We start from the raw sequence: 21027 nt of genomic DNA on the forward strand, positions 1-21027 counted from the left end.
TGGTGCAGGATGCAGCGGTGACGTCCATCTACCGCACCCCTGCGGGCAGGGACACCATCCGCCGGTGGTGTGCGCAGCAGCTCAACGGGTGGTCGACCCCGCACGAGCGACGCATCATCCGGGCCCACGGCCACGACACGCACCTCCTCAGCGCCGGCGCGGGGACGGTGACGGTCGTCTTCGTCGCCGGTGACCGCTTCAGCACGGCGGCCTACCTGCCGCTGCTCACGGCCCTGGCCCGGCAGTACCGGGTGGTGGCCGCCGACATCCCGGGCCAGCCCGGCCTCAGCGCCGACGCGGCGGACGTCGCCGACGGCGGGCTCGCCTGGTACGGCAGGTGGCTTGCCGAGGTCGTCGAGGAGGCCACCAGCGGGCCGGTCGTGACGTTCGGGCACTCGTTCGGTGGCGCGGTGACGCTCGCCGCCGAGCACCCCCGGGTCAGCGGCACGGTCGCGGTGGCACCGGGTGGACTGTGCCGGCTCAGGGTCACCCCTGGTGTCCTGCTGGCGTTCCTGGGCTGGCTCGCGCGGCCCCGGCCGGCGTCGAGCCTCCGGTTGCTGCGGCTGCTGTCCGCGCCCGGCCGCACGCCGCGCGCCGAGCTGGTGGAGTGGATGACGCTCGTCGCCCGACACGCCCGTCCGGTGAGTACCGACGAGTTCCTGTCGGCGGCGACGCGCAGGACGCCGGTCGTGCTCGCGAGCGGCGACCACGACGTGTTCCTGCCCCCGGACCGGCTGCGCGCGGCGGCGGAACAGCGGCTACAGGCCGGCGTCGACATCGTCCCCGCCGCCGGTCACCTCGTCACCGACGAACACCCCGACACGCTCGCCGCGCTGGTGGCTCGGCTGGTGGATTGACCCGGGACGGGCGTCACGCGCGATCGGCGACCATCACCCGGCTGTGTGCCAGGGACGTGGTCCGACGGATCGGCAGGGACAGCTCTCGCGCCGTCTCGAGCAGGTCGTGGTCGCCGGTGACCGTGAAGCCGTACCGGGAGAGCAACGCGGCCATGGCGGCCGGCGTCCAGGTCGAGCGCCACGGCTCGGTCGCCCAGAAGCTGCGCCGGCCGGTGGACGCCATCAGCACCCGTGCGACGAGCCGACCCAGCGTCAGGGTCGTCCCGGGTAGCTGAAAGTTGACAACGAGGCGGCTCGTCGGGGCCGAGCAGGCGGCGAGCGCGGCGACCGTCGTAGACACCTCCGTCGTGGTCAGGTACGGCACGACGCCCTCCCAGATCCACGTCGTCGGCTCGTCGGGGCGATGACCGGCGACGGCCAGCGCCTCGGCTAGCCGGTCACGGGCGAAGTCCACCGTCACGAACGTCGGGGGAGTGCCGGCCAGTACCTCGGCGCGTTCGCGTTTGTCGCGTTGGCTGCTCGGCTGGTCGACCTCGAAGATCGTCCTGCCCACGAGTTCCGGCATCCGCCAGGCCCGACCGTCGAGCCCGGCCCCGAGGATCACCACCTGCGCGCTGTGGTGGGCGCGTACGGCGTCGTCGATCGCCACCGTGCGCGGCACGATCATGTCGGCGCAGGCCCGTACCGTCTCGTAGTCGACCCGTTGCCGCCACGACTGGGGCACGGCACCGTCGCGTACCCAATCCACGGCCTCCCGCTCGGCGGCGCGGAGCAGGCGCATGGCCGTCGGGTCGGCGAACCGGCCGGGAGCGACCAGGCCATCCGCCGCCGCGCGGCCCTGGCAGACGAGAACCGCCGTACGGCTCGCGGCCGGCGTCTTCGACATCGCTCGCGCTCCTGTCCGTGTGGGCTTCGCGCACAGGCCATGCCGCCGCGCGGAGCCATTTGACCGCACCCGATAGCCTTCGCGGCTATGGGCGCGATCAAACCATGGCATCTTGCGGTCCTCAGCCTTTGTTGCCTGCTGCCGTTCACGGCCGCAGTCGCGGGCGGAGTTTGGGCCGTCCTCCGCAAGCGCAACCGACGCTGACTCCCGGTCGTACGGTGGTTCGGCCTCCCGCCGCCCAGTGCGCCGCGCGCACAATTGTCCCGTGCTGACCGAGCCCGTCTCCGCGCGCCGACTGCAACTCATCGACGACCTGGAAGGGCTGCCCGGCAGCTCAGACGGCTGTCTCCTCGCCTTGACGTTGGACGCTCCGGTTTTTGTCCAGGTCGGTGACTTCTGGTGGGTTGAGGACGACGCGCTGTGCGTCGCGCGAGGTGAAGGCGCGCCGATGTTGTATCGAGGTCGTCTCGAATGGCGCCGGAAGCGGTAATCGGCGGAACGGTCCTCGCCCTCGCCACCTGGCGCGGCGCTGAGCTGAACATACCCACGGGTGGCGCACGTACCCCGTCCGCCGTTAGCCTCGGTCCCCATGACCAGCGGCGACGAGCACGGTCACCCCGAGCCGCCGATCGCGGGCGACGAGACCGCCACCCTGCTCGGCTCCCTCGACCGGCAGCGCGCCACCCTGGCCTGGAAGACCGGCGGGCTCGACGCGGCCGGCCTGCGGGCGACGCTCGGCCCGTCGTCGATCACTCTGGGCGGGCTGCTCAAGCACCTGGCCCTGGTCGAGGACCTCTACTTCTCCTTCAAGCTGGCCGGGCGTTCACCGGGACCCCCGTGGGACACCGTCGACTGGGACGCCAACCCGGGCTGGGAGTGGCGCTCGGCCGCCGAGGACACCCCGGAACAGCTCTACACGCTGTGGCAGGGGGCCGTGGCGCGGTCCCGGGCCACCGTCGCCGAGTTGCTGGCCGACGGCGGCCCGGAGCAGTTGGCCCGGGGCGAGTGGCCCGACGGCCAGGTGCCCAGCCTGCGGCGGGTCCTGGTCGACCTCATCGAGGAGTACGCGCGGCACGCCGGGCACGCCGACCTGATCCGCGAGTCGGTGGACGGGCTCACCGGCGAGGACCCGCCCCGCTGACCGCCCCGCGTACCGCCAGAATGGGCGCGTGCAGGATACCGTCGCCGTCGCGCTGATCACGTCACTGTCCACGTTGACCGCCGCCGCCCTGACCGGGCTGATCGCCGCCCGCAGCACCCGCCGGCAGCTCGCCCACCAGCTCACCGTCGCCCGCGAGGAGAGCGCCGACCGGGCCGCGCTCCGGCGCGAGGAGCTGCGGCGCGACGCGTACGTCGGGTTCCTCGGCGCCTGCGACGCGGCGTACCGGCGGCTGGACCGGCGGTGGGTCGAGCCGGGCGCGGACGCGGTCACGCCCGGCTACGACGAGACGTACGCGGCGATGCGCGCCGTGGACGAGGCGTACAACCTGGTGTTGCTGCAGGGCCCGGCGGACGTCGCGGCGGCGGGCCGGTCGGTGGTGGCCAGCCTGACGACGGAGTACGCCGAGCAGCGCCGGCTCGCCGACGAGCCGGGCGACGCGGCGGTGTCGCTGCGCGACCGGCACCGGGAGCGGTGGCTCGCGGCCATCGAGGTACGCACGGACCGCCGCGTCGCGTTCGTCGACGTCGCCCGTCCCGCCGTCGACCGCGAGGGGTGACCGCGTGCCCCCTATGCTCGGGCGGGAACAGGGGGGGTGATCAGGTGGATCTGTCCGGCATCGGCGCGGTGCTCTTCGACATGGACGGCACGCTGGTGGACTCCGACGCCGCCGTCGAGCGGGCCTGGGAGCGGTGGGCTTCCGAGTACGCCGTCGAACCGGCGGCGGCCCTCGCGATCGCGCACGGCAGGCCCGCCGACCAGACGATCCGTCGGCTCCTTCCCGCCCTCGACGACACGGCGGTTGCCGTGGCGGCGGCACGGCAGTTGGCGTTGCAGTACGACGACCTGTCCGACGTGACCGCCACCCCGGGCGCCCATGAGCTGCTGTCGACGTTGGCCCGGTCGGGGGTGCCCTGGGCGGTGGTGACCAGCGCCGACGTGCGGCTGGCCGAGGCCCGGCTCGGTGCCGCCGGCATCGCGCCACCGGTGTTGGTGACGGTCCAGGACGTCCGCGAGGGCAAGCCGGCGCCGGAGGGTTACCTCCGCGCCGCCGCGCTGCTCGACGTGCCACCGGCGCGCTGCCTGGTCGTCGAGGACGCCGAGGTCGGGTTGCGGGCCGGGCGCGCGGCCGGCGCGGTGACCGCCGCGCTCAAGGGACTCGACGGCGACGTACGCCTGGACGACCTGGGGCAGTTGGCCCGCCAGATCGAGGCGGCGACCACCGGGAGCTGACCGATCGGGCGTCAGCCGAGGCGCGCTGCCAGCCAGGGCAGCAGGGCGTCGGCCTGGGCCTGCTGGAACGCCCGTAGGGCGGGGATGCCGGGCGGTGGCGGGCGGCGGGCGCGGTCGGCCAGGAAGCCGGCCAGCCCGGCGTACACGCCGGTGATCGCGGCCGGGTCGACGTCGGCGGTGAGCGGCAGCCGGCGCAGCATCGCCTCGGTGTCGTGCCCGCCGTGCAGCCGGACGTTCACCAGCAGCAGCGCCGTGTCCAGCCAGGCGGGCCCCCGGCAGGCCCACGGCCAGTCGACCACGGTCACCGTGCCGGCGGCGTCGAACAGCAGGTTGTCGGCCCGTACGTCGACGTGGCAGAGCGTGTCCCCGGCGAGCGCGGCGACGCCCTCGTCGGCGGCCGCGCGCAGCTCGTCCAGGTGGGCGCGAGCCCACGGATCGAGTCGTGGCGGCGGGTCGGCGGCGATCCGGTGCCAGCCCGCGAAGTCGTCCGCCAGCAGCTCGGCGGCGGTCGGCACGTGCGCGACGGGGCTCGGGGTGAGCGCGACGGCCATCGCCTCCAGGGCGTCCATGACCCGGGTCAGCTCGTCGGCCCGCCACGGGGTGTGCGGGTGGTCTCCGGCCACGTCGGAGAAGACCAACGCCACCCAGTCGCCGTCGTCGTGGCAACCCAGCAGGCGGGGCGTCGGCGCGGTCGCCGGGAGCGCGCCGGCGATGCGGGCTTCGGCGCGGTGCATGACCGGACTGTCCGGGTTCAACGCCGGGTTGACCGCCTTCACGAACGCCCGCCGGCCGGTCGCGGTACGGACCCGGTCGGCGGTGCCCGGCGAGTAACCACCCGACTGGGAGACCGCCTCGACCACCCGATCGCCGATGATCTCCTCGACCGCGGACCGTACCGTTGCCGGCAGATCACCCCAGCCGATCCGCCTCGCCGCCACCTGTGCCATCCCGCCACGGTGCACCCGCCGGTCGCGACGAACAACTCAATTCCGCCGCCGGAACGAGGCGCGGCCGGAGTGGACATGATGGACTTGTCGCCGCGATTGATCGAGAAGAAGGAGGCCGCGGTGGAGTTGACTCTGACGCCGATGACCGAGCAGGAACTGGCCCGGCTGCGGGAACCCCTGGAGGTCGGGTACGCCGAGGATCTCGTCGCGCACCGCGGCCTGACCCCGCAGGCGGCCCGGGAGCGGTCGGACGAGCAGCTCCGGGAGCTGCTGCCGGCGGGCGCGGCCACCGAGCGGGCACTGTTGCGGGTGGGGCGGGTCGACGACACCGAGGTCGGCTGGATCTGGGTCAACCTGCCGGCGAACGCCGACACCCGACAGGCCTGGATCTACAACATCGAGGTACATCCGGCGCACCGGGGACGCGGACACGCACGACGGATGATCCAGCTCATCGAGGTCGAACTGGGCGAACTGGGCGTACCCGAGCTGGGGTTGAACGTCTTCGGCACGAACACCGTGGCGATCGGCCTCTACCGGAGCCTGGGCTTCGAGGTCACCGCGCAGCAGATGGCGAAGCGGATCGACCCACCGAGCTGAACCGGGACTGTTCACCTGCCCAGCGGGAAACCCGCGCGGACCGCACCTGGGGAGGAGCGACGGATGACGCACGGCGCCGGACTGACCATCGGTGTGCTCGGCTCGTACGGTGGCCGGAACCTCGGCGACGAGGCGATCCTCACCGGCCTGCTCACCGATCTGCGCACGCAGGAGCCGAACGCCCGGATCATCGTCTTTTCCCGCCACCCGGAGCACACCCGGGCCGCGCACCCGGACGTCGAGGCGGTGCCGTGGGAGGGCGTCAGCCGTACCGACTCGGCGTTGGTGCTGGCCCAGCTCGACCTGCTGATCCTGGGCGGCGGCGGGATTCTCTACGACCGGGAGGCCCGCCGCTACCTGCGGGTCGTCCGGGTCGCCCAGGAACGCGGCCTACCGCTGATCACGTACGCGGTGGGGGTCGGACCGCTCAGCGACGCGGTCGACACCGGCATGGTCCGCGAGACGTTGGCCGGCGCCACCCAGGTGACCGTCCGGGACCAGGAGTCCCGGATGGTCCTGGAGGAGGCCGGACTGCTCAACCCGATCACGGTCACCGCCGACCCGGCGTTCCTGTTGCAGCCGGCCGACTTCCCCGCGCACCTGCTCAGCGAGGAGGGGGTGCCGGTCGGCAAGAGGCTGGTCGGGATCAGCGTCCGGGAGCCGGGACGGGCCGCCGAACGCCTCGACGTCGACGGCTACCACCGGCTGCTGGCCCAGATCGGTGACTTCCTGGTGCACCGCATCGACGCGTACGTGCTGTTCGTGCCGATGGAACGCGACGACATCCGGCACTCGCACGGGGTGCTGTCGCACATGGTCGCCGCGGATCGGGGGCGGATCCTGCACGGCACCTACTCGCCGGAGCAGGTGCTCGGGCTGATGCGCCACTTCGACCTGGCCGTCGGCATGCGCCTGCACTTCCTGATCTTCGCGGCGATGGTGGGTACGCCGTTCCTGCCGCTGCCGTACGCCGGAAAGGTCTTCGACCTGGCCCAACGGCTCGGTGTGCCGGCGCTGCGGGGGGTGGAACGGGAGGTGGAGGGACCGCTGTTGGCCGAGGTCGACCGTCTGTGGGACGAACGCGAGCAGCGCGCCGAGGCCACCGCCCGCCGGGTCGCCGAGGTCTGCGAGCAGGCCCGGGGCACCTCCGAGGTCACCCGTGGCGTGCTGGACCAGCTGCGCAGCCAGACCCTCACCCGGGCCTGACCGACGCTCACACCGCTGGGCCGGTCCAGCGGTAGCGCCACTCGCGGGCCTCCTCGCGGGCGGATTCCAACTCGTAGATCTGCGCCTCGGCCAGCCCACCGGACCCGAGGTGGTGGTGGGTGAGCGGCGGGCGGCCGTTGGTGTCCAGCTCGACGGTCACGGTCTGCCCGTCCGCCGCGCCGCCGACGAGAAGAATCTGCACGGATGAGGCCATGCGCCCATCCTGCCCGTCGTGCGGCCACCTCGCAGCGGGATGCGGGGCAGCGCGGAGCCGGCCGCGTGGTTAGTGTCGGCGGATGGCAGAGCAGACCATCGATCCGACGCTCGGCCCGGTGCTCGCCCGCGTCGGCGACGAGCGCGCCGTCCTGGAGTCATTCCTCGACTTCCACCGCGCGATCGTGGTGCGCAAGGTGCGCGGTCTGTCCGACGACGAGGCCGCCCGCCGGCTGGTGCCCTCCGCGACCACGCTCGCCGGGCTGGTCAAGCACCTGACCCTGGTCGAGCGGAACTGGTTCCCGGTGCTGCTGGCCCCCGAGCCCGGCGACGTCTACCTCCGCTCGGAGCAGGACGCGGTAGCGAGCTTCACCCTCGACGAGCGGGACACGGTCGACGGGCTCGTCGAGGCGTACGAGCGGGCCTGTGACCGGTCCCGGACGGTCGTCGCGCGTTTCGACCTCGACCACGTGGTGCCGCACCCACAGCTCGGTGAGGTGTCGGTGCGCTGGATCCTGGTCCACCTCATCGAGGAGACCGCCCGGCACGCCGGCCACGCGGACATCCTTCGCGAACTGACCGACGGGTCGACCGGAGCCCTCTGACCCCGGCCGTTCATCGGGGAGGTAGCCGGCCCGACGGGTATTCCATGCCGTCGTGGGTGCAGGCCGCCGCGGCGACCCGTGCCGCGTACCGGGCCGCCTCCGTCAGCGGCTCGCCCCGCAGCCGCCCGGCGATCAGCCCGGCGGCGAAGGCGTCGCCCGCCCCGTTGCTGTCCACCACCGGCGCGGGCGCTGCGGCGGCGGGCACCGGCACCCGCGTGCCGTCGCCGGGGAACAGCTCGGCGCCGTCCGCGCCCCGGGTCACGACCACGGTCCGGGGCGTCAGCGTCTCGGCGAGCGTCCCGGCCCGGTCGGCGAGCCGTACCCCGCTGACCAGGACCAGGTCGGCGATCTCGGCGAACGGCCGGTGGTACGGGTTGACGCCGTCCCAGTCGTGCAGGTCGGTGGAGAGCGACACACCCGGCGCGAGCGCGGCCCGGACTGCGGGCAGCAACGGCACCGGCCAGTCCATGATCGAGAGGTGGACGTGCCGGGCGTCGGCCACCAGCTCGGCCACCTGCGTCAGGGAGAACGGCGGGCCTCCGCCCCGCCACGGGCGCGGGTCGTACAGGGAGGTGCGTGCTCCGCCCGGGTCCACCAGGTTCACCGATCGCCGGGTGCCGCCCCGGTCCTCGGCCAGCGTCGCCGGCACCCCGGCCCGGGTCAGCGCCGCCCGCACCACGTCGCCGGCCGGGTCAGCGCCGAGGGTGTCGACCACCCGCACCCGCAGCCCCAGCGCCCGAGCGGCCAACGCCACCCCGGCTCCGGTGTTGCCGATCCGCAGCTCGATCGGCTCGACGGTGTGCGAGTCGGCGGCCGGCAGCGGAAGCGCGGGCACCCGAACCCGCACGTCCACCCCCAACCCGCCCAGAACCAGGAGATCGACCACGACGCGACGCTAGCCCTCGGCCCCGCGATCTTGCATTTTCTGTCCCGGCACAAGGGGCATTACCACCCACGTCGGCGACAGAAACCGCAAGATCGGCGCGAGCTTTCCGCGCGGGGCCGCCTATCCTGAGCGCGGGCGGCGACAAGGGGGAGTACGTGCTGGTCATCCACGGGCTGTGGCTGCCCGGCTCCGGGCTCGCCGTGTGGGCCGAGGACAGCGCCGCGCCGGTACCCGTCGCGTGCTCCGGCCGCCCTCCCCGGGACCGCCCGCACCCGTTCGCCGCCGGGCACGCCGATCTGGTCGCGGCCCTCACCGACGTCGCCGCGCCGGCCCGCCCGGCCACCGCGCTGCTCACCCTGCCCACCCGGGCGGGCACGCCGACCGACTCGCCCGAGCTGATCCGCACCACCGTCGCACCCCCGGCCCGCGGCCGGCTCGCCCTCGCCGCGTGGCGGGTGCCCACCCTGGTGTACGCCCCGGACGACGCCCTGCCCCTGCTCCGCGCCCTGGACGACCTCCCCGTGGTGTGCGGGGCGCCCCTGCGGCACCTCGGCGAGCTGGCCGACTTCGCCGCCGACCTGGTGGCCCGGGGCCGCGTCCTGCCGACCGTTGACACGCGAATCGACACGACCGCCCTGGCTGATGCCGGCCCGGCTGATGCCGCTGATGCCGGCGCGGCTGATGTCGCCCTGGCTGATGCCGGCGCGGCGGGTGCCGGCGCGGCCCGCTCGACGGCGGACCGGGTGGTCGCCCGGGCGGTGTGGCGTCCGCTGCTGACCGGCACCGACGCCGGCTGGGCCCGCTCGCTGGCGCTGGCCCTACCGCCGGCCGCCCGCGCCGCCGCCGTCGACACCGAGGGCGGCGACGGCGAGCTGACCGCCACCGAGCTGGTGGCGGACGCGCTCGACGGGCTCACCGACGCCGCCGCCCGGGCCGCTCTCGCGAACACCACCCTGGCCCGGGGAGTGCGCCCGGCCGGGCCCGCGCCGGCCTGGCTGGCCGCGCTGGCCGGGCCCCGCCGCGACTTCACCGTCGACGAGGCGGCGCTGGACGTGCTGCGTACCGAGCTGGACGACTGGCAGCGCGACGCCGCCGGCGGGGCCGTGCGGGCCAGCTTCCGACTGGTCGAGCCGGCCCCCGACGAGGTCACCGAACCGATCCTGGCCACCCGCCCGTCCGGCGACAGCACACCCGTCACCTCGACCGACACCGCGCGGTGGCGGTTGGAGTTCGGGTTGCAGGCCGCCGACGAGCCGGGCCTGCACGTCGACGCCGCCGAGGTCTGGCGGGCGCACCCGGCCGGCCGTACGGGCAGCCCGCAGGAGACCCTGCTGGCCGAGTTGGGCCGGGCCAGCCGGCTCTGGCCCGACCTGGACGCCGCGCTGCGCACCGCCGCCCCCGAGGCGATGGAGTTGGACGTCGAGGGCGCGCACCGGTTCCTCAGCGAAGGCGCGCCGGTGCTGCACGCCGCCGGCTTCGGGGTGCTGCTGCCCTCGTGGTGGCAGCGCCGGTCGGCGCGGCTCGGCGCTCGGCTGCGCGCGCGCAGCCGTACCGCGCCCGGCACGGTCGCCAGCACCGAGGCCGTCGTCGGGTTGGACGCGCTCGTCGACTACCGCTGGGAGATCGCGCTGGGCGACCAGCCGCTGTCGGCGGAGGAGCTGGCGGCGCTGACCGAGCTGAAGACCCCGCTGGTACGGCTGCGCGGCCGGTGGGTGGAGCTGGACCCGGGACGGCTCGCCGCCGGTCTGCGGCTGCTCCGCTCGGCCGGCGAGCTGACCGTCGCCGACCTGCTCCGCCTGGGGCTCACCGACGGCGAGGACACCGGCGCGCTGCCGGTGCTGGAGGTGAGCGCCGACGGCGCGCTGGGCGACCTGCTGGCCGGGGCGGTCGAACACCGGCTCACCCCGCTCGACCCGCCGCCGGGATTCGTCGGGACGCTGCGGCCGTACCAGCAGCGGGGGTTGGCCTGGCTGGCCTTCCTGCGGTCGCTGGGGCTCGGCGGGGTGCTGGCCGACGACATGGGGCTGGGCAAGACCGTGCAGTTGCTCGCGCTGCTCGCCGGAGATCCGCCGGACGCCGGGCCGACGCTGCTGGTCTGTCCGATGTCGCTGGTCGGCAACTGGCAGCGGGAGGCGGCGAAGTTCACCCCGGGGCTGCGGGTGCACGTACACCATGGCGCGGAGCGCGCGCGGGGGGCGGAGTTCACGACGGCCGCGCACGGCGCGGACCTGGTCCTCACCACCTACTCGGTGGCCGCCCGCGACGCCGTCGACCTGGCCGGCATCGACTGGCACCGGGTGGTGGTGGACGAGGCGCAGGCGATCAAGAACGCCTCCACCCGGCAGGCCGAGGCGGTCCGCGCGCTGCCCGCCCGACAGCGGGTGGCGGTGACGGGTACGCCGGTGGAGAACCGGCTCGCCGACCTCTGGTCGATCATGCAGTTCGCCAATCCGGGGCTGCTCGGTCCGGCCGCGACGTTCCGGAAGCGGTTCGCCGAGCCGATCGAGCGCAACGGCGACGCCGAGGCCGCCGAGCGGCTGCGCCGGATCACCGGCCCGTTCGTGCTGCGCCGGCTCAAGACCGACTCGTCGATCATCTCGGACCTGCCGGAGAAGCTGGAGATGGAGGTGCTCTGCAACCTCACCGCGGAGCAGGCCGCCCTCTACCAGGTGGTGGTCGACGACATGCTCGCCCGGATCGAGACCAGCGACGGCATCGAGCGACGCGGGTTGGTGCTGGCCACCATGACCCGACTCAAGCAGGTCTGCAACCATCCGGCCCAGTTGCTGCGCGACGGCTCCCCGCTGGACGGGCGCTCGGGCAAGCTGGCCCGGCTCACCGAGATCCTGGAGGAGGTGCTGGCAGCGGGGGAGCGGGCGCTGCTGTTCACCCAGTACGCCGAGTTCGGCGCGATGTTGCGCGGTCACCTGTCGGCGCGGTTCGGCCGGGAGGTGCTGTTCCTGCACGGTGGGCTCGGCAAGGCCGAGCGGGACGCCCTGGTGCAGCGCTTCCAGTCCGCCGACGGTCCACCGCTGTTCGTGCTGTCCCTCAAGGCCGGCGGCACCGGCCTCACCCTGACCGCCGCCAACCACGTGGTGCACGTGGACCGGTGGTGGAACCCGGCCGTGGAGGACCAGGCGACCGACCGGGCGTTCCGGATCGGGCAGCGGCGACGCGTGCAGGTCCGCAAGTTCGTGTGCGCGGGCACCGTCGAGGAGAAGGTGGCCGCGCTGATCGCCGACAAGCGCAGCCTCGCCCAGCGCGTGGTCGGCACCGGCGAGCAGTGGATCACCGAGCTGTCCACGGGTCAGCTCCGGGACCTGTTCGCCCTGGAGGCCGGGGCGGTGGTGGAGTGACCGACCGATTCGCCGACTACGGCCGCCCCCGCAAGGTCGACGGAGGGCTGAAGGCGCGCAGCGCCCGAGGCGCGATCGGACGGTCCTGGTGGTCCCGGCGCTTCCTGGAGGTGCTGGAGTCGTTCGCGCTCGGCACCCGGCTGACCCGGGGCCGGTCGTACGCGCGGGCCGGTCAGGTGCTCCGGCTCGACGTCACGCCCGGCCGGGTCACCGCCCAGGTGCAGGGCTCCCGGCCCCGCCCGTACGAGGTCTCCATCGCGCTGGCGGCGTTCCCGGAGGCGCTCTGGTCCCGGATCGAGGACGAGTTGGCCGGTCAGGCGTTCTTCAGCGCCCGACTGCTCGCCGGGGACCTGCCCGACGAGTTGGAGGAGTTGTTCGCCACGGCGGGCGCCCCACTCTTTCCCGCCGCCGTCGACGAGCTGACGCAGCGCTGCAACTGCCCCGACTTCGCGGTCCCGTGCAAGCACCTGGCGGCCACGTTCTACCTGCTCGCCGAGGCGTTCGACGCGGACCCGTTCGAGCTGCTGCACTGGCGTGGCCGATCCCGGACGGACCTGCTGGACCGGCTGCGCGCCCGCCGCGCCGAGGCGACCGGCACACCGGCGTCGCCCGCGCCGGCCTCCATCGTGGACCCGAGCCCGTCGGCGGTCGACGTGCTGCCACCGGCCGGCGCGTCCCGGGCGCTCGCCGGGTTGGCCGCCACGCCCGTCGCGGACGCGGTGGACCGTTTCTGGACGGCGCCCGTGCCGCTGCCCGACCGGCCACCCCGGCTGGCGACCGGGCCGGACCTCCTGCTGCGCCAGCTCGGTCCGCCGGCACCGGCCATCGGTGGGCCGGGCCTGCTGGAGCGGCTGCGCCGCGCGTACCGGGCCTTCGGCCCGGGGTGAGTCGTCACGTCCAGCGGCGGCGGAACCGCCACATGATCGCCGCGTTGGCGACCAGCACCACCGCGCAGATCGCGCCGGCCAGCCGGCCGGCGAACACGGCCATCGCCGGGAGCGACGCCCACAGCACGATGGTCAACAACATCAGATAACGGCCCCGACGGGCCCGGACCCGATGGTCGAGCCGGGCGAAGAACGCCGGGTCACTCTCCCGGAGCTGACGGGTGATCTGGTCGAACCTGCGCTGATCCTCTTTGCTGAGCATGGCGCTGCCTTCCCCTCACGCGTTCAGCGGTTCGGCGGCATACCCGCTGCGACGGCGGCTCACGCTCCTGCTCTTCCTACTTTTCCCCAGCGTGAGAGCACTTCACGTCCGGCTTATCCGAACCTTAAGTTTGCCTGTGGTGGTGAACAGCGGTGAACGTGGCGCGTACGGCCGCGTGGTCCGATCCGTGCCCGGCTGACGCGCGTCCGCCCTGCTGGGAAGGTTGGAACCCGCCCGCGCCAACCCGTCGGCCTTGAATGCCGTGGTGAGGGCTGTCTTAAGTGCCCTCACGGGCGTGTTCGGCCCACCTTGAAGGCACCTGAGCGCTTGGTTACCTTGCCGTAGCAACCCCCTCAGGCAACAGTCGCCGCACCTGCCGCACCTGCCCGGTCGCAGCTTTCCGGCGCTCATCAGAAATCGGGATTGGTACATGGCCGACCAGAATGTGCCACCACGTCGACCGCGGGACGACCGCGGCTGGGACGGACGCCAGCACCACACCTCGGACACGTACGGCGACTCCACCGCGCCCGCGTCGTACGGATACGACTCGCCCCACCCCTACCAGGGCGGCTACCCGGCGCAGGGCGACCCGCGCGAGCAGTACGTCGACGGGTACGCGTACAACGCGCAGCCCGCCCCCGCCCCGCGTGGGCCGCAGTGGGTCGGCCCCGAGGGCCTCGGTCGGCCCGCCCCGTCCGGCCCGGCCGGCGTCGGACTGCCCACCCTGGACGACGACAGCGAGCCGGGCCGCAAGGTCGGCCGGCGTAAGGCCATGGCCGCGCTCGGTGGCACCGCCGCCGTCGTGGCCGGTGGCGCGGCGCTCGCCATGACCCCGCAGTTCCGCGACCTCTTCGGTGACGAGGCGGCGGCCGACGCGACCGGCAGCACGGTGACCGACGGGACCGCGGCGCGCCCCAGCGGCCAGCAGCCCAGCACGGTGCGTACCTACACCGAGCAGAACGAGAGCTACATGGGCTCGCGCGCCGGTGAGGCGCTGAAGAAGAACGCGCCCGCCGGTGGCCGTACCTTCTCCGGCCCGGCGGCGGCCGCCGCGGCGACCGAGGTGACCGTCAAGACGGTGCTCGCCAAGGACCCGATCCTGCACCTGGCCCGGCGGGCCACCTTCGGGGCGACGCCCGCCGTCGTCGCCGACATCAAGAAGCAGGGCATCGACGCCTGGATCCGGACGCAGCTCGACCCGGACAAGATCGAGCCGAGCAAGGCCGAGCTGAAGCTCGCCGAGCTGCCCACCCAGTCGCTCTCCGTGCAGCAGCTGCGTGACCAGCGGGACAAGCTCAACGACCAGGGCGCCCAGCCGGAGCGGGAGGTGGTCGACGCCACCCTGGCCCGGCAGATCTGGTCGAAGCGTCAGCTCTTCGAGGTGATGGTCGACTTCTGGAACGACTTCCTGCACGTCGCCGCGGACTTCGACGGCGGGGAGGTCTACCGGACCTCGTTCGACAAGGACGTCGTGCGCAAGCACGCGCTGGGCAGCTACCCCGAGATGCTGGTCGCGGCGAACAAGCACCCCGCGCTGCTGATCTACCTGAACCAGAAGGACTCCCGCAAGGACGCCATCAACGAGAACCTCGCCCGGGAGAACCTCGAGCTGTACTCGGTCGGCGTCGACGGCGGCTACAAGGAGGGTGACGTCCGGCAGGCCGCCATGCTCCAGACCGGCCGTGCCGTCGACGACAAGGGCCAGTACGTCCTGCGCGTCAACCAGCACTACATGGGCAAGGTGAAGATCCTCGGCTTCACCCACGCCAACACGTTCAGCATCAAGGACGTCAACAACCCGACGGCCAAGGAGATCGCCGCCGTCGACGCGGCGATCGACAAGTACATCACCTACATCGCGCTGCACCCCTCGACCGCGAAGTACGTGGCGCAGAGCCTGGCGACCCGGTTCGTCTCGGACACCCCGCCGAAGTCCCTCGTGGACCGGTTGGCCAAGACGTACAGCAGCAACAACGGCATGATCAAGCCGGTGCTGATGACGCTGTTCAGCTCGTCGGAGTTCTGGGCGGCCGTGGGTCAGAAGGTCCGCCGGCCGATGGAGTACCTGGTCGCCACGTACCGCACGCTGGGCGTCTCGCCCGAGGCGTCGCCGAAGAACAACAACGGCGACAACAAGCGCACCCCGTTCGCCCGGGGCCTGCGGCAGATCCACGACAAGCTGCGCGAGCTGGGCCAGTACCCGATGGGTCAGCCCACCCCGGACGGCTACCCCGACGTCTACGTGGCGTGGACCTCGGCGGGCACGATGGTCAACGGCTGGAACGAGGCCGGCGAGATCGTGGCCGGTTACCGCACCGTCTTCACGTACACCGCGCCGGAGAAGCTGGTCAAGGCGCCGGCCACCGCCGGGGCGTACGTGGACGCGCTGTCCCTGCGGCTCGTGGGCCAGAAGCTGAGCACCCGGGAGAAGAACCTGATCCTCGGCGTGGCCGGTGTGGCGGCGACCGCCAAGGTCGACGCCACGTTCAACGGGGCCATCACCGCCGTCGCGCGGGCGATCCTCGCTTCCCCCCAGCACCACCTCCGGTGAGGCACCCGATGGAGAAGACTGTGTACAACTCTTTCCCCCTGCACCCCGAATGCCCCGACGTACGACGGCTGGCCGACAACCCGGCCGAGGCGCTGCTGCGCGCCGAGGCCGACCTCGTGGCCGCCGAGAACGCCGCCGAGGCCGACCGCTACCGCCGGCTGGAGGACCTGGAGGAGGCCCAGCAGGACGGGCGCGGCGTCACCCGACGGACGTTCGTCGCCGGCGCGGCGGCGACCGCCACCGCGCTGGCCACCTCCCAGTTCGTCACCACCTCGGCGTCGTTCGCGGCCACCAAGACCGGCACGCTGATCCACGTCTTCCTCTACGGCGGTCTCGACGGGCTGAGCCTCGTCGCGCCGGACGGCGACGCGGTGCTCGCCAAGGCCCGGCCCGACCTGCTGCTCGGCAACGACTCGCTGGCCCTGAGCCGCGGCTTCAAGCTGACCAGCGCGTTCAAGCCGCTGGAGAGCTTCCTCAAGGCCGGCCAGCTCGGCTTCATCCCGGCGGTCTCCGACGAGCGGCTGTCCCGCAGCCACTTCCAGGCCGCCGACGCCTGCAACCTGGGTGGCCTGCCCAACGAGACCGGCGGCCGGGGCTGGCTCGACGGCCTCGTCGACAACCTCGGCAAGGGCACCGCGTTCCGCAGCGTCGGCATCGGCAGCACGCTGCCCCGCTCGCTGGTCGGCAACAACGGCGCGCTCTCGCTCAACAGCGTCGGCTCGCTGCGCCTCAACGGCGACGACAAGTTCCGGGCCGCCACCGAGAAGGCCATCAAGGGGCTCTTCACCGGGATCAACCACCCGGTGGAGGAGGCCGTGCAGGAGGGCATGGGCGCGCTCGCCACCGCCCAGAAGCTCGCCGCCAAGCCGTACCAGCCCGCCGCGGGCGTCAAGTACGAGGGCGTCGGCAACGCGTTCCAGCAGCTCGCTCAGCTCATCAAGGGCGGCGCCAACGTCCGGGTCGCCACCGTCGGCATGGGCGGCTACGACACCCACGAGAACCAGGGCACCCAGAGCGGTGGTCAGCTGCACCGCCGACTGAACGAGCTGGCCAGCGCGATGGCGGCGTTCTTCACCGACCTCGGCCCGCAGGCCGCCGACGTGACGGTCATGGTGTCCAGCGAGTTCGGCCGCCGGGTCGGCTCGAACACCGGCGGCACCGACCACGGCCACGGCGGCGTGGTCACCGTGCTGTCCGGCAAGAAGCTGGCCGGTTCGCTGCTCGGCACCTGGAACGGGCTCAGCAAGTTGGACTCCGGCGACGTGCCGGAATACAACAACATGTTCAACGTTTACGGCTCCCTGGCGCAGGGCCGCTTCGGGCTCACCAACGCCGAGGTGCAGAAGGTGTTCCCGCGCATGAAGTACGCCCCCATGAAGCTGTACGCGTGACCTACCCGGGCACCCACGCCGCCGGCCGCCGCACCGGGACCTCGTCCCGGCACGGCGGCCGGTCGGCTGCTCCCGTACCCCCGCAGGTCCCGGACCGGCGCGGACCCGGCGGCCGACGGCTGCTGGCCGCGCTGCTGCTGGTCGGGCTGCTGGCCAGCGTGCTGCCGTGGTGGCTGGGCACCCCCGCCGGGTCGCTGCGCAGCAGCGCCGCGACCCTCACCTCGGCGGGCCGGATCACCGGCCTGATCGCCGGTTACCTGCTGCTCGTGCAGGTGCTGATGATGAGTCGCCTGCCGGCGCTGGAACGGTGGATCGGCGGCGAGCAGATCGGCCGCTGGCACCGCGACATCGGCGCGACGCTGCTGGTCACCGTGCTGGCGCACCTGTCGTTGATCCTCGTCGGGTACGCCGACCTGCGGAACCACTCGGTGTTCGCCGAGGTGGGCACGCTGCTCGGCAGCTACGAGGACATGCTCTCGGCCTTCGTCGCCACCGGCATCATGATGGTGGTCGGGTTCAGCAGCGTCCGGGCCATCCGGCGCGCGCTGCCCTACGAGCTGTGGCACCTGCTGCACCGGTCCAGCTACCTGGTGCTGCTGCTGGGCTACGGGCACCAGTTCAGCCACGGCGCGCAGCTCTACAAGCCGGGCCCGGTACGCACCGGCTGGATCGCGCTCTACCTACTGGTGGTCGCCGCGCTGCTCTGGGGACGGGTGATCGCGCCGCTGGCGTTCAATCTGCGGTACAAGCTGCGCGTCGCCGACGTGGTCGCCGAGAGCCCGGACACGATCTCCGTCTACCTCACGGGCGAGCGGCTGGGCCGGCTAGCGATGCTCGGCGGGCAGTACTTCCGCTGGCGTTTCCTCAGCCCCGGCTGCTGGTGGCAGTCGCACCCGTTCTCCGTCTCCGCCGCCGCGAACGGCCGCTGGCTGCGGCTCACCGTCAAGGTCGTCGGCCGGCACACCGCCGACCTGCGCGACCTCGAACCGGGTACCCGGGTGTGGGCGCAGGGCCCGTCGGGCACCTTCACCGCCGCGCACCGGGTGCGCGAGCGGGCGCTGCTGATCGCCGGTGGCAGCGGCATCACGCCCATCCGGGCCATGCTCGAGGAACTACCGCCGGGCGCGGCCCTGATCTACCGGGCCCGCACCCCCGCCGACGTGCTGCTCAGCCGCGAGCTGGACTGGCTGGCCCAGGAACGCGACACGTCGATCTGGTACGTCATCGGCTCCCGCGACGACCCCGGCCCCCGCCAGCTCATGAGCCCCGACGGCCTGCGCCAACTGGTACCCGACGTGGCCCGACGGGACGTCTACCTGTGCGGACCGTCCGGGCTCGTCGAGCAGTCGGTGCGCGCGCTGCGCCGCGCCGGCGTGCCCCGCCGGCAGATCCACCTGGCCACCTTCGAACTGTAGGAAGGCATCGCATGCGTCGCGCGTTGCTCGCGATCACCGGTCTGGCCGCCAGCACCACCGCCCTGGTGGTGCTCAAGGGCTCGCCGGGCACCACCCAGGTCGCCCAGAACCTGCCGACCGCGCAACCGGTCAACCCCAGCGGACCGGGGATCGACCCGAGCGTCGCCCCGGCCGCCGACCCGTCGGGCGCGGCGCCGAAGCCGTCGGAGACCGCCGACGCGTCGGTGTCGCCCAAGCCCGGCAAGACGACCGCCAAGCCGTCCGGCACGAAGACCACCGCGAAGGCTCCGACCGCGCCGCGCACCACCACCAAGGCGCCGCAGTCGACCACCCGCCGGATCACCGGCACCGGCTTCGACGCGAAGGACGACCGCGAGACGTACGGGTACGTCCAGGTGCAGATCGTGGTCTCCGGCAACAAGATCATTGACGCGGTGACGACGTCGTTGCCGAGCGGCGGCGAGTCCGACATTCACAGCGGCGACGTCCGCAGCAAGTACAACGGCACCGGTGGCGAGGTGGTGCAGAAGCAGAGCGCCAACCTCAACACCGTCTCCGGCGCCACCGCCACCAGCAACGCGTACAAGTCGTCGCTGCGGGCCGCCATCGAGCAGGCGTTCTGACGTGCCGGCCGCGATGACCCGGCCCGGGTTGTGCCGGGTCGAGCACATCATGGGTACGACGATCACCCTGGACCTCGCCGACGACCTGTCTCCGGCGCGACTGCGGGAGCTGGCCGACGACGTCTTCACCTGGATGCACGAGGTGGACGCCCGGTTCAGCACGTACCAGTCGGACAGCGAGGTGTGCCGGTTCGACCGGGGCGAGGTGCTGCTCTCCGAGGCGTCGGCGGACCTACGCTTCGTGCTGGAGGCCTGCGCCGACCTGTGGGGCGTCACCGACGGGTTCTTCGACGCGTACGCCACCGGCGGGCTCGACCCGTCCGGGTACGTGAAGGGCTGGGCAGCGCAGGTCGCCTCCGACCGGCTCCTCGCCGCCGGGGCGGCGAACCACTGCGTCAACGCCGGCGGCGACGTCCGCGTACGCGGCTTCTCGCCCACCGGCGAGCCGTGGCGCATCGGCATCCGGCACCCGTGGGACGAGATGGCGACCTGCCTGGTGCTCGCCGGCACCGACCTGGCGGTGGCCACCTCCGGCGTCTACGAGCGGGGCCGGCACGTGCAGGACCCTCGCCGGGGCGCGCCGGCCACCGGACTGCGCTCGGTGACCGTGGTCGGCAGCGACCTGGGTGTCGCGGACGCCTACGCCACCGCCGCCCTGGCCATGGGCGCGGCCGGGATCGGCTGGCTGGACCGGCTGACCGACCACACCTACGCAGTGGTCACCGACGACGCCCGCCAGTTCCACTCCGCCGCCCTCCCGCAAACGGCCTGACCGGACCCCGCCCCGCACCACTCTCCGCGATCTTGCGCCCGCGCCCTGCCCCCGCGATCTTGCAGTTTCGGTTGCCGATCCGCCCCTTGTGATGGGGAATGCCGCGACACAAAGTGCAAGATCGACGAGGTTGGGTGGGGCGGGGGTGGGGGGGGTGACGGGTCTAGCGGAGGGGGCGGTGGGTGGTGGCGGGGCGGGTGCCGGTGGGGCGGGGGCGGCCGGGGCGCGAGCTGGTTGGGCGGGTGCCGGCCCAGCGGTGCCCCCGTTGGCCGCGCCGGGGCGGCTCGGTGCCGCCGGGATACGGCGACCGGTCGTGTGTGGACATCGTTCCCCCGTTCGTGGCGCGCGTTCGCGCGGTCACCTGCTCAACGAGGACCGGTGGCCCGGCGACGCTGTCGGTCACCGGATCGGATCGTCGGCCGGCCCCGGCTCACCTTCCCCGGCGGGGCAGCGGCAGGTGCCCGGGGAGCAGGTCGTGGGTGAGCGTCACCCCGCTGGCGCGCAGCGCCTCGATCAGGGTGTTCTGCACCAGGTACGAGTCGGGGAGCTGCCAGCGGGCCTGCTCCGGCGCGACCGCCCAGCGGACGGTCCCCTCCGGCAGCCGGGTCGGCGGCGCGGGGATCCACGAGCCCGGCCCGTGCCGGACCACGTGGAAGCAGTGCTCCAACTCGGGCCGCAGCGGGTCACCGGGACGCACCAGGAACATCCACCGGCCGGTGGGGGTCACCAGCACGGGCCCGCGTACGCCGGTGCCGGCGGGATGGGTCTGCACGGCGTCGAGCACGTGCCGGCCGAGGTGCGCCGGCACCTCCAGCACGTCGAAGGTCCGCCCGGTGGGCAGCAGCACACCGTGTGGTCGGGTCCGCCACCAGGTGGCCACCCGGGCCGGGTCGGTGGTGGCCGCCAGTTCCCAGTTCTCCAGCGCCGGGTGGCAACCCACGGTGGGACAGCCGGCCCGACCGCACACGAACCTGCTGCGGGCGAGGCAGGCGCCGGGCGTCACCTCCCACCCGTGTACGGCGTACCGGATGGCGACCCGGCGCAGCCGGACGCGTTCCAGCGGCGACAGTTCGGCGACGCGTGGTCCGACGTTCCCCCACATGTGTGCCATCTCCCCTCGGTCGGGCCCGGCGGACGCCAGGTCGCAGTTCGAGCGCCGTCACTGCCGTAACCCA

General features: G+C 73.3%; 20 protein-coding genes and 2 pseudogenes. 16 read left to right on the forward strand and 6 right to left on the reverse strand.

The window, feature by feature from the left end:
* The first annotated feature begins 17 nt into the window (after positions 1–17).
* Positions 18–857, forward strand: a complete 840-nt coding sequence (locus ACIBTX_RS28720; protein WP_357132571.1) for an alpha/beta hydrolase — start codon at positions 18–20, stop codon at positions 855–857.
* Positions 858–870: 13 nt separating this feature from the next.
* Here ACIBTX_RS28720 and ACIBTX_RS28725 read toward each other — a convergent pair whose 3' ends face one another.
* Positions 871–1743: a class I SAM-dependent methyltransferase gene (locus ACIBTX_RS28725; protein WP_357132575.1), complete on the reverse strand. Its 873-nt coding sequence runs from the start codon at positions 1741–1743 to the stop codon at positions 871–873.
* Positions 1744–2008: 265 nt separating this feature from the next.
* Here ACIBTX_RS28725 and ACIBTX_RS28730 point away from each other — a divergent pair, with 265 nt between their 5' ends.
* The 4 genes from ACIBTX_RS28730 to ACIBTX_RS28745 all read left to right on the forward strand — a co-directional run bounded on the left by ACIBTX_RS28730 (position 2009) and on the right by ACIBTX_RS28745 (position 4135).
* Complete coding sequence (locus tag ACIBTX_RS28730) at positions 2009–2233, forward strand: hypothetical protein (protein ID WP_357132578.1); 225 nt, start codon at positions 2009–2011, stop codon at positions 2231–2233.
* 99 nt (positions 2234–2332) lie between these two features.
* On the forward strand, positions 2333–2884 hold the full coding sequence (locus ACIBTX_RS28735; RefSeq protein WP_357173685.1) for a DinB family protein: 552 nt from the start codon (positions 2333–2335) through the stop codon (positions 2882–2884).
* A gap of 28 nt (positions 2885–2912) precedes the next feature.
* Positions 2913–3461, forward strand: a complete 549-nt coding sequence (locus tag ACIBTX_RS28740) for a hypothetical protein (RefSeq protein WP_396833240.1) — start codon at positions 2913–2915, stop codon at positions 3459–3461.
* Between the two features lie 44 nt (positions 3462–3505).
* The gene (locus ACIBTX_RS28745) at positions 3506–4135 is read left to right on the forward strand and encodes an HAD-IA family hydrolase (RefSeq protein WP_396833241.1); all 630 of its coding nucleotides are present in this window, start codon (positions 3506–3508) and stop codon (positions 4133–4135) included.
* Between the two features lie 11 nt (positions 4136–4146).
* Here ACIBTX_RS28745 and ACIBTX_RS28750 read toward each other — a convergent pair whose 3' ends face one another.
* Positions 4147–5082, reverse strand: a complete 936-nt coding sequence (locus ACIBTX_RS28750; protein WP_357132590.1) for a phosphotransferase — start codon at positions 5080–5082, stop codon at positions 4147–4149.
* A 120-nt stretch (positions 5083–5202) separates the two neighbouring features.
* On the opposite strand from ACIBTX_RS28750, the gene ACIBTX_RS28755 reads away from it, so the two are divergent.
* Positions 5203–5682, forward strand: coding sequence for an N-acetyltransferase (locus ACIBTX_RS28755; protein ID WP_357132593.1), 480 nt, complete (start codon positions 5203–5205; stop codon positions 5680–5682).
* 63 nt (positions 5683–5745) lie between these two features.
* On the forward strand, positions 5746–6888 hold the full coding sequence (locus tag ACIBTX_RS28760; RefSeq protein WP_357132596.1) for a polysaccharide pyruvyl transferase family protein: 1143 nt from the start codon (positions 5746–5748) through the stop codon (positions 6886–6888).
* Positions 6889–6895: 7 nt separating this feature from the next.
* Here ACIBTX_RS28760 and ACIBTX_RS28765 read toward each other — a convergent pair whose 3' ends face one another.
* Positions 6896–7102 (reverse strand): hypothetical protein, encoded by a 207-nt coding sequence (locus ACIBTX_RS28765; protein WP_355051431.1) that lies wholly within the window; start codon positions 7100–7102, stop codon positions 6896–6898.
* 82 nt (positions 7103–7184) lie between these two features.
* On the opposite strand from ACIBTX_RS28765, the gene ACIBTX_RS28770 reads away from it, so the two are divergent.
* Positions 7185–7706, forward strand: coding sequence for a DinB family protein (locus tag ACIBTX_RS28770; protein WP_357393516.1), 522 nt, complete (start codon positions 7185–7187; stop codon positions 7704–7706).
* 10 nt (positions 7707–7716) lie between these two features.
* On the opposite strand, the gene ACIBTX_RS28775 is transcribed toward ACIBTX_RS28770, so the two are convergent.
* Positions 7717–8592: a PfkB family carbohydrate kinase gene (locus ACIBTX_RS28775; protein WP_357393514.1), complete on the reverse strand. Its 876-nt coding sequence runs from the start codon at positions 8590–8592 to the stop codon at positions 7717–7719.
* 155 nt (positions 8593–8747) lie between these two features.
* Between ACIBTX_RS28775 and ACIBTX_RS28780 the strand changes: the two are divergent.
* From ACIBTX_RS28780 to ACIBTX_RS28790, 3 genes and pseudogenes are all read left to right on the forward strand, one after another.
* Positions 8748–9735, forward strand: a pseudogene (locus ACIBTX_RS28780) (ATP-dependent helicase); the annotation flags it as partial.
* Positions 9736–9809: 74 nt separating this feature from the next.
* Positions 9810–11948 (forward strand): annotated as a pseudogene (locus ACIBTX_RS28785) (DEAD/DEAH box helicase); the annotation flags it as partial.
* Complete coding sequence (locus tag ACIBTX_RS28790; protein ID WP_357173706.1) at positions 11945–12835, forward strand: SWIM zinc finger family protein; 891 nt, start codon at positions 11945–11947, stop codon at positions 12833–12835. The pseudogene ACIBTX_RS28785 and the gene ACIBTX_RS28790, both read left to right, overlap by 4 nt.
* Positions 12836–12839: 4 nt before the next feature.
* Here ACIBTX_RS28790 and ACIBTX_RS28795 read toward each other — a convergent pair whose 3' ends face one another.
* Positions 12840–13097 carry a DUF3040 domain-containing protein gene (locus ACIBTX_RS28795; protein ID WP_234586377.1) on the reverse strand — a complete coding sequence of 86 codons (258 nt, stop codon included), beginning with the start codon at positions 13095–13097 and terminating at the stop codon, positions 12840–12842.
* 430 nt (positions 13098–13527) lie between these two features.
* Here ACIBTX_RS28795 and ACIBTX_RS28800 point away from each other — a divergent pair, with 430 nt between their 5' ends.
* The 5 genes from ACIBTX_RS28800 to ACIBTX_RS28820 are packed head-to-tail and all read left to right on the forward strand — an operon-like array spanning position 13528 to position 19852.
* Positions 13528–15651 (forward strand): DUF1800 domain-containing protein, encoded by a 2124-nt coding sequence (locus ACIBTX_RS28800; protein WP_357393508.1) that lies wholly within the window; start codon positions 13528–13530, stop codon positions 15649–15651.
* Positions 15652–15659: 8 nt separating this feature from the next.
* Positions 15660–17042, forward strand: a complete 1383-nt coding sequence (locus ACIBTX_RS28805) for a DUF1501 domain-containing protein (RefSeq protein WP_357173711.1) — start codon at positions 15660–15662, stop codon at positions 17040–17042.
* Positions 17039–18457, forward strand: a complete 1419-nt coding sequence (locus ACIBTX_RS28810; protein WP_396833242.1) for a ferric reductase-like transmembrane domain-containing protein — start codon at positions 17039–17041, stop codon at positions 18455–18457. The genes ACIBTX_RS28805 and ACIBTX_RS28810 overlap by 4 nt, the downstream gene beginning before the upstream one ends.
* Positions 18458–18468: 11 nt before the next feature.
* Positions 18469–19080, forward strand: coding sequence for an FMN-binding protein (locus ACIBTX_RS28815; RefSeq protein WP_396833243.1), 612 nt, complete (start codon positions 18469–18471; stop codon positions 19078–19080).
* 49 nt (positions 19081–19129) lie between these two features.
* Complete coding sequence (locus ACIBTX_RS28820; protein ID WP_396833264.1) at positions 19130–19852, forward strand: FAD:protein FMN transferase; 723 nt, start codon at positions 19130–19132, stop codon at positions 19850–19852.
* A gap of 430 nt (positions 19853–20282) precedes the next feature.
* Here the strand turns inward: ACIBTX_RS28820 and ACIBTX_RS28825 are convergent, their stop codons facing one another.
* On the reverse strand, positions 20283–20954 hold the full coding sequence (locus ACIBTX_RS28825; protein ID WP_355051440.1) for a bifunctional DNA primase/polymerase: 672 nt from the start codon (positions 20952–20954) through the stop codon (positions 20283–20285).
* Between the last annotated feature and the right edge of the window lie 73 nt (positions 20955–21027).

The organism is Micromonospora sp. NPDC049359, from assembly GCF_044466585.1.
Classification (GTDB): domain Bacteria; phylum Actinomycetota; class Actinomycetes; order Mycobacteriales; family Micromonosporaceae; genus Micromonospora.

Excerpts from the sequence above, each read along its gene's own strand:
- ACIBTX_RS28815 (WP_396833243.1), top strand. The coding sequence starts at position 18,469 with ATGCGTCGCGCGTTGCTCGCGATCACCGGTCTGGCCGCCAGCACCACC.
- ACIBTX_RS28795 (WP_234586377.1), bottom strand. The coding sequence starts at position 13,097 with ATGCTCAGCAAAGAGGATCAGCGCAGGTTCGACCAGATCACCCGTCAG.
- ACIBTX_RS28750 (WP_357132590.1), bottom strand. The coding sequence starts at position 5,082 with ATGGCACAGGTGGCGGCGAGGCGGATCGGCTGGGGTGATCTGCCGGCA.
- ACIBTX_RS28805 (WP_357173711.1), top strand. The coding sequence starts at position 15,660 with ATGGAGAAGACTGTGTACAACTCTTTCCCCCTGCACCCCGAATGCCCC.
- ACIBTX_RS28800 (WP_357393508.1), top strand. The coding sequence starts at position 13,528 with ATGGCCGACCAGAATGTGCCACCACGTCGACCGCGGGACGACCGCGGC.
- ACIBTX_RS28735 (WP_357173685.1), top strand. The coding sequence starts at position 2,333 with ATGACCAGCGGCGACGAGCACGGTCACCCCGAGCCGCCGATCGCGGGC.
- ACIBTX_RS28765 (WP_355051431.1), bottom strand. The coding sequence starts at position 7,102 with ATGGCCTCATCCGTGCAGATTCTTCTCGTCGGCGGCGCGGCGGACGGG.
- ACIBTX_RS28760 (WP_357132596.1), top strand. The coding sequence starts at position 5,746 with ATGACGCACGGCGCCGGACTGACCATCGGTGTGCTCGGCTCGTACGGT.
- ACIBTX_RS28770 (WP_357393516.1), top strand. The coding sequence starts at position 7,185 with ATGGCAGAGCAGACCATCGATCCGACGCTCGGCCCGGTGCTCGCCCGC.
- ACIBTX_RS28725 (WP_357132575.1), bottom strand. The coding sequence starts at position 1,743 with ATGTCGAAGACGCCGGCCGCGAGCCGTACGGCGGTTCTCGTCTGCCAG.
- ACIBTX_RS28820 (WP_396833264.1), top strand. The coding sequence starts at position 19,130 with ATGGGTACGACGATCACCCTGGACCTCGCCGACGACCTGTCTCCGGCG.
- ACIBTX_RS28825 (WP_355051440.1), bottom strand. The coding sequence starts at position 20,954 with ATGTGGGGGAACGTCGGACCACGCGTCGCCGAACTGTCGCCGCTGGAA.